The 1,357-nt window shown below is 70.1% G+C and carries 2 protein-coding genes and 1 rRNA gene (1 of these 3 running past the window's edge); 2 read left to right on the forward strand and 1 reads right to left on the reverse strand.

What is annotated here, in order from left to right:
- On the forward strand, window positions 1-655 hold the 3' portion of the coding sequence (locus ASG51_RS19655) for a ParA family protein (protein ID WP_056382570.1). It extends 26 nt beyond the left edge of the window; 655 of the gene's 681 nt are visible here — the last part of the coding sequence; the start codon falls outside the window, past its left edge; the stop codon is at window positions 653-655.
- Window positions 652-1,053 carry a hypothetical protein gene (locus ASG51_RS19660; RefSeq protein WP_056382572.1) on the forward strand — a complete coding sequence of 134 codons (402 nt, stop codon included), beginning with the start codon at window positions 652-654 and terminating at the stop codon, window positions 1,051-1,053. The genes ASG51_RS19655 and ASG51_RS19660 overlap by 4 nt, the downstream gene beginning before the upstream one ends.
- 220 nt (window positions 1,054-1,273) lie before the next feature.
- Here ASG51_RS19660 and rrf read toward each other — a convergent pair.
- A 5S ribosomal RNA gene (gene rrf / locus ASG51_RS19665) occupies window positions 1,274-1,357 on the reverse strand; the annotation flags it as partial.

The raw sequence follows: 1,357 nt of genomic DNA on the forward strand, positions 1-1,357 counted from the left end.
GAAGGGCGGGGTCGGGAAAACGACGCTCGTGATCTGCCTGGCCGATGCCTTCGCCCGACAGGGGGGAAGCGTGGCCATCGTCGATGCCGATCCGAACGGGCATGTGGGCGCCTGGCGCGCGCGCGCGGGGGCGGACTCCACCGTCGCGGTCATCTCGGGCGTGACGGAGACCGTCATCCTCGACCGCATCGCAGAGGCGGCGACGCAGTACGGGATCGTCCTGGTAGACCTCGAGGGGGCCGCCTCGCAGGCCGTCACCTACGCGATCGCCGAGTCGGACCTCGTGCTGATCCCCACCAAGATCTCGGGAATGGACCTGCAGGAGGTGTTCCGGACCTACGAGGTGGTGCAGCGGGCCGAACGCATGCTGCGCCGATCGATCCCAGCCCGCGTGGTCCTGACCCAGATGTCGCCCCTGCAGAACCGCGTCGCCCAACATGCCCGGGAGGAGATCCAGGGTGCCGGCATCCCGCTGCTGCGGACCGAGGTGATCCAGCGAGCCGCGTACCAGTCCATGCATTTCACGGGGTCGACGCCAGCCGGGCCGGGCGGAGACCCGAAGGCCGCCGCCGAGGTGGGCGGCGTCCTGAACGAGCTCCTCGCCATCCTGGCCGTACAGCAGGACTTGGCCGAGCAGCCGGGAGCCGGACGATGAGCAAGCCTCCGTTCCTGCCCTCGCCCCGCCCACGGCCGCACACGAGTCCGGAGGAGGCCCGGCTGCTGGCGGCCGCGACGAGCGACCTCGGCTTCACCCGGGCCTCGAGCGCCCCCCAGGAGCCGCCGGCCGCCCCGGGAGTCCCCGAGACGCCCCGGCCTGCCGAGACCATTGAGACCGGTCCGGTCCGGACGCCGAAGGCCCGGGCTTCCGCGAGGCGGCGGACCAAGGCGACGGTCCTGAAGGTCGAGGTACCGGATCCCGTCTGGACGGCCCTGCGGCAGGAGGCCCTCGATCGCCGGGTGACCGTGAAGTACCTGGTCCTCGAGGCCCTGGCGGCCAAGGGCTACGCCTTCGACCTCTCCGCCATCCCGAAGGACGGACGCCGCCTGCGCTAAGGGAGCGGTCCGCAGGGATCCTGTCCGAAAGACCGCCTGTCCGCAGATCCGATCCGAACCCTGCGGACGTGGGCCGGATCCCTACGCCCATGTCCGCAGGGCCATGGTCCAACGGACGCCGCGACTGACCGAGGAGCTGGAAACGCAGAAAGGCCGCCCCGGAGGGCGGCCTTTCTAGTGCGACGATCGTTTGTGAGGGCGTGTCTCTTGTTCTGTGCAGGTCTGGCGGCGACCGACTCTCCCGTGTCTTGAGACACAGTACCATGGGCGCTGGTGCGTTTAACGGCCGAGTTCGAGATGGGAT

This window comes from Methylobacterium sp. Leaf465 (assembly GCF_001424705.1).
Lineage (GTDB): Bacteria > Pseudomonadota > Alphaproteobacteria > Rhizobiales > Beijerinckiaceae > Methylobacterium.